Raw genomic sequence first — 5,676 nt, forward strand, 5'->3', positions numbered from 1 at the left:
AGACTTTAAACGCCAACAGCTACGCCGACGGCCTCGGCGGCAAGGGCGCAAACCAGGCGGTTGCGGCCGCGCGTACGGGCGCGGCGGTGACGCTTTGGACGGCGCTTGGCAAGGACGTCGCGGGGGCATGGATCCGGGGCTGTCTCGACAGGGAGCTATCCGATTCCCAGGCGATCGAGTTCGACTTGCCGAGCGACCGCTCGACTGTCGTCATTGAGGCTGGCGGCGAGAATTTCATCGTCAGCGGCGTCGCCTGCAGCCAAGCGTTCGATCCGATCGCGCAAACCACACTTGCGCGCCGGATCGCGTTTGGCGACATCCTTGTCTGCCAAGGAAACCTGCAAGGCCCAGCGATAAATGCCTGCCTGCGGGCAGCACAGGAAAATGGCGCGCGTACCGTTCTGAACGCCAGCCCTATCGATGCGGCGGCTCTGCCTGACTTCGGTCTGGCGCAGGTATTGGTGGTGAACCAGTCCGAGGCGAAAGCACTGACAGGCCAGGGTGATATGGCAGCCGCGGCCGACGCGCTCGCCGCCAAAGGCGCCGGGACAGTTGTGATCACGCTTGGCGCTGAAGGTTGTCTCGTGCTTGGCCCGGACCAGGCAGGGTCGCTTCGTTTGCCGGCGCCACGTGTCGAGGCGCTCGACACCAGCGGCGCCGGCGATGTGTTTTGCGGCTGCCTGGCCGGCGGGCTTGCCAAGGGAATGTCGGTTATCTCAGCGCTGAAGTTCGCGCTCGCGGCCGCGGCAATTGCAGTGACTCGCCCGGGTACACTGATATCCTGTCCTTCCGCGTCTGAAATGGCGGCGCTCATCGATCAAACGGAGCTCTCATGACCCAACCCTCGATCGGCCAATCAGGCGGCGACGCGCTCGTAGAACTTTTCGGCCGCACCAAAGTGGTGGTCGGCGTTGTTCACCTTGCGCCGCTTCCTGGCGCGCCCCGCTATGACGGCGAGGCGGTCGAGGCGATCTATCAGCGGGGCCTCGATGATGCGAGATCCTATCTCGATGGCGGATGTGACGGCGTGATCGTCGAGAACCATGGCGATATCCCCTTTGCCAAACCCGACGACATAGGGCCGGAGACAGCGGCCTATATGGCTGTTATCTCCGATCGTATCCGCCGCGAACTCGGCAAGCCGGTCGGTATCAACGTGCTCGCTAACGCCGCGATCCCGGCCCTTGCGATCGCCAGTGCCGCTGGCGCGGGCTTCATTCGCGTCAATCAATGGGCAAATGCCTATGTCGCCAATGAGGGTTTTGTCGAGGGGGAGTCGGGTCGCGCAGCTTGGCGCGGTAGCGTGCTGCGCGCCAACGGCATCCGCATTTTCGCCGATGCTCATGTCAAGCATGGCGCGCACGCGATCGTTGCCGACCGCCCGGTGGAGGAATTGGTCAAGGATCTGGTCTTCTTCGATGCCGACGCCATCATTGCAACCGGTCAGCGCACCGGGCACGCGGCCGATCTGAGCTACATCCGCATGATCAAGGAAGCCGCCGGCCTACCCACGCTGGTTGGCAGCGGCGTGACGTCCGATAATGCAAACGATATTCTTGGCATCGTCGATGGCGTCATCATCGCCAGCGCGCTGAAGCATGACGGCGTCTGGTGGAACCAGGTCGACCCCGCCAGAGTAAAGGCCTTCATGGCCGGGCTGAGGCGATGATCGAGCCGCCTTGAGACAAGCTTGTGGAGTTATCGAGGCCCTTGACGAAGGCGCGGGCAGCTCACCCGCGGGCAAGCGAATTGTCTGCGATGGCGCGAACGTCCGGCACCGCTCGGCAATAACGCCATCCATCTGTAATTCTCCTGAGCCAGTCGCCCTGCCCGGCCTACCTTTTGAGACATCTCGGTTCGAGCCCTGATCGCTGGCCGATACCGGCAAGAGAGATCGGAAATCAATATCGGCAATTGTGCCGAGTTATGGCCTCAAATGCCTTATATTGCAGGCAATTGAGAGACTATCGTGATCGGCAAAGGATGCTTGAAACCCGACCGCGTCGAGCGACTGTCCTGGCCGATCTGGCAGGCGATGACAGGCACAGGTGGACGGTGCCGAAGGCCGAGGCTCACGATGCCGATGATGGCGAAATGAAGTGGTAGGGTGCAATCCGACAACTGGGCGACCGACCGGCACCACCAGGGTCCAATCTATACGTCCACATTCACGGCGTCGACGCTGGTCGCGAGAACAAATGACGGGCCTCGTCAAAAACCACCCGGGGAAGGACCCGAAGCTCGCTTGATTCGTATGGGAGATGCTCGAGATATTGGGTGGTGAGCCGGGCAACAGCTTGCGCCTGAGCCAAGTCGCGACGGCGCTTGATTGGCTCGCGATCAGCACGTTTTGAGACCCAGAATTTGTGAGCGGCAAAAATCCGAGGATCGGGGACGATGAGGCGTAACGGTCCACCTTTTTCATCAATCGCGATTGCTTCGAAAGCAGGGGCATTTTCCAGCCATGCCAAGCCGGCGATCTCTGCGGCCACCAATTCGTCTTCGGCCTTCCCAACAGTTTGCCTATTCTGTTTCCATGCCGGGTTCGCAAGGGGCTTGATCAGATCGACGAGATATCCATCGCGGTTCACCGCACGGAATGTCGCGGATGAACGCTCGAAGGACCGATCTACCTTGCGCAAAAGGTTGATGAGCGCTCCATCTTCGACGTTGGTCCCAGCGACGATTCTGAGGGATCGGCGCACATCCATGAGGAGGTCAATGTCTTCCGTCGACGTGATCCCTGGATCCACGAACACTCCGGCCGCCGCCTCATAGGCATAGATTGCATTCGTTCCAGCAATACGAATGCCTTCGCCGAGAAGACCGGCGCCATCGATTGCCCTGATGATTTTTGCGGCGAGGAAGGGAACACGTCCGAGTCTGAGCGCTCGATTGACAGCAGATTGGCGCTCAATCTGCTCCTGTCGCGCGGAGAGCGTCTCCTGGACGGACGCGCGAGCTACTTCCCAATTCGCTTTCTGAGCTTCGGTCACTGGCGAGCGCCGACCTTCCACCTTCTGGCGTCGTGCACCGGTGGAGTCGTAGTAGCTTCGCATTAGGTGGTCGATGCCGTTCACGGTGTGCCAGACGAGGGATCCGCGAAAGCTCTTCGCCTTTGTTTGAGCCTCCTTAAGCGCAGTGAAGCGTTGGTCGGAATTGACTTTCTCTCGACGCTGATCGTTATTTAATTCAATAAAATCAAGCACCTCAACAGATATCCCGCGATTGGCTCAGAACTGTTGCAAGTCACCATAGCCGGTGAGGCGACTGCTTGCAACAGTCCCGTGAAAATTCGACCGATACTGTTGATGCCACTGTATTGATTGTTAAATTTTAAGCAGACCGCGGACCATCGGACTAGGCCAGATCAACCACCGATGCCCACCATTCGGCGTGCACTGGTCGATGTCAAAAATTGCAGAGGATCGCCACGCCGTTCCCGATCATCGGCCCGAAAGTTCGCATTGGTAAGCGCGGCCGTGGGGCCATAGATGAAGAAGGCGCGCAACGACGACACTCAGGTCGCGGTCATCTTGTCGTTGATCCCGCAGCCCATTCCGACCGGTACCAGTCGACAAATTTCTTCAGCCCGTCTTCGATCGAAACGCTCGGCTTGAAGCCGAAATCGCGCTCCAGCGCAGTCATGTCGGCATAGGTCCGCTCGACGTCGCTGCTCTGCATCGGCTCGCTGTGGCGGATCGCCTTCACACCGAGCAGTTTTTCCAGAGTGTCGATGAAATCGCCCAGCCGCACCGGCCGGTTGTTGCCGACATTGTAAATTCGGCTGGGTGGGACCTCGGCCATGGGCGGCTTGTCGAGCACGGCAACGACCGCCCTCACCACATCGTCCACATACGTGAAATCCCGCCACATCTCGCCATTGTTGAACACCCGGATCGGCCTGCCCTCGAGCATTGCCTTGGTGAATATCCAATAGGCCATGTCGGGCCGCCCCCAGGGACCGTAGACGGTGAAAAACCGCAAGCCGGTCTGCGGCACCCCGAAAAGATGGGCGTAGGTATGGCTCATCAATTCATCTGATTTTTTGGTGGCGGCATAGAGCGAGACGGGCCTGTCCACCTGATCGGTCTCGCTGAACGGCACCTTGCGGTTGCCGCCATAGACCGAGCTCGATGAGGCATAGACGAGATGTTCGAATGCTGGCTGCGCGCGACAGAATTCGAGCACTTCGAGATGGCCCACGACATTGGAACGGACATAGAGCCTCGGATTGTCGAGCGAATGGCGCACACCCGCCTGAGCAGCGAGATGGACAATCCTGGTTATGCCTTGCCCGGCCACAGCGGTAGCGAGCGCGCCCTGTTCGGCGATCTCGATCTGATGAAACGAAAAATCCTTGTGGGGCTGAAGGCGGGCGAGCCGTCCTTTTTTTAGCGCCAGATCGTAATAGTCGTTCACATTATCGACGCCGACGACTGCTTCCCCCCTGTTCAAGAGGTGATGGCAAACATGGCTGCCGATGAATCCCGCGGCTCCAGTGACAAGTATAGGCAACAAGGTTCTCCACGCATGGCTATCACATGATCGCGAAATCGAGATCGATTTCGGAACAGAATCATTCACAACATCAAAATGCTACATCCGAATGAAGGGAACCTACCGCTTCAGTTGTGCTATAGCCGAAAGCCCCGATAGGCGCTACCGACAAGCTGTACGGTCGACGCGTCAGCTCGCCTCGCGCAAGGCCTCGGCAGCCTGCAAGTCGACCGACACGAGCTGGCTCACGCCCTGCTCGGCCATGGTCACCCCGAACAGCCGGTTCATGCGGGCCATAGTGATCGGGTTGTGCGTGATGATGACGAAGCGCGTCTCGGTGGTGGCGGCCATTTCATCCATCAGATTGCAGAAACGCTCAACATTGTGATCGTCTAGCGGCGCGTCGACCTCGTCGAGCACGCAGATCGGCGCGGGATTGGTCAGGAACACGGCGAAGATCAGCGACATCGCCGTCAATGCCTGCTCGCCGCCGGAAAGCAGCGTCATCGTCTGCGGCTTCTTGCCGGGCGGCCGCGCAAGGATTTCGAGACCGGCCTCGAGCGGATCGTCGGACTCGATCAGTTGCAGTTCCGCCGTGCCGCCACCGAACAGATGCGAAAACAGCCGCTGGAAATGGCCATTGACCACGTCGAAGGCAGCCAGCAGCCGTTCGCGGCCTTCGCGGTTCAGGCTCTGGATCGCCTGCCGCAGCTTGCGGATGGCCTCGATGATGTCGTCGCGTTCGGAAACGATGGTCTCCAGCCGATCGGACAGTTCCTTCTGTTCTTCCTCGGCGCGCAGATTGACGGCGCCCAGCCGTTCGCGCTCGATCTTCAGCCGGTCGAGCTGACGCTCGATCTCAGCCATCTCTGGTATCGGGCTGTCGGCCTCCAGGCCGGTATGGCGGATGACCAGATGCGGCGGCGTGTTCAGCGTCTCCTGGATGCGTGCCTCGACCTCGAGCCGCCTTTCGTCGGCAGCGGTCAGCCGCTCTTCGGCGCGGACGCGCGTTTCGCGTGCCTCGGCCAGCGACTGGATTGCTGATGTCGCGGCCTTGTCCAATTCGGACTGCCGGTTCTCCGCCTCCTGCAAACGATCGCCGGCTGCCTGGCGCAGGCTTTCGGCTTCGGCAAGCTGCGACAGCAAAGCGCGCCGCTTGGCGTCGATCTCATAGGG

Annotated in this window: 5 protein-coding genes; 2 read left to right on the forward strand and 3 right to left on the reverse strand. The window is 60.2% G+C overall.

All coding sequences use genetic code 11. The features are described from left to right. Positions 1–836: PfkB family carbohydrate kinase (locus tag E5W87_RS30870; protein WP_292406351.1), on the forward strand; the 836-nt coding region annotated here is incomplete at its 5' end. Further along, positions 833–1,669, forward strand: a complete 837-nt coding sequence (locus E5W87_RS30875) for a BtpA/SgcQ family protein (protein WP_292406354.1) — start codon at positions 833–835, stop codon at positions 1,667–1,669. The genes E5W87_RS30870 and E5W87_RS30875, both read left to right, overlap by 4 nt. Before the next feature lie 499 nt (positions 1,670–2,168). On the opposite strand, the gene E5W87_RS30880 is transcribed toward E5W87_RS30875, so the two are convergent. The 3 genes from E5W87_RS30880 to E5W87_RS30890 form a co-directional block, all read right to left on the reverse strand. Then, positions 2,169–3,209, reverse strand: a complete 1,041-nt coding sequence (locus E5W87_RS30880; protein WP_292406356.1) for a nucleotidyltransferase domain-containing protein — start codon at positions 3,207–3,209, stop codon at positions 2,169–2,171. Between the two features lie 322 nt (positions 3,210–3,531). Continuing rightward, positions 3,532–4,518 (reverse strand): NAD-dependent epimerase/dehydratase family protein, encoded by a 987-nt coding sequence (locus E5W87_RS30885; RefSeq protein WP_292406358.1) that lies wholly within the window; start codon positions 4,516–4,518, stop codon positions 3,532–3,534. A 171-nt stretch (positions 4,519–4,689) separates the two neighbouring features. Next, positions 4,690–5,676: AAA family ATPase (locus E5W87_RS30890; protein ID WP_367118895.1), on the reverse strand; the 987-nt coding region annotated here is incomplete at its 5' end.

The sequence above is a fragment of the Mesorhizobium sp. genome (assembly GCF_004962925.1).
Classification (GTDB): domain Bacteria; phylum Pseudomonadota; class Alphaproteobacteria; order Rhizobiales; family Rhizobiaceae; genus Mesorhizobium.

Bases quoted from the DNA above. Each gene is read 5' to 3' on its own strand.
- E5W87_RS30875 (WP_292406354.1), top strand. From the start codon at position 833: ATGACCCAACCCTCGATCGGCCAATCAGGCGGCGACGCGCTCGTAGAA.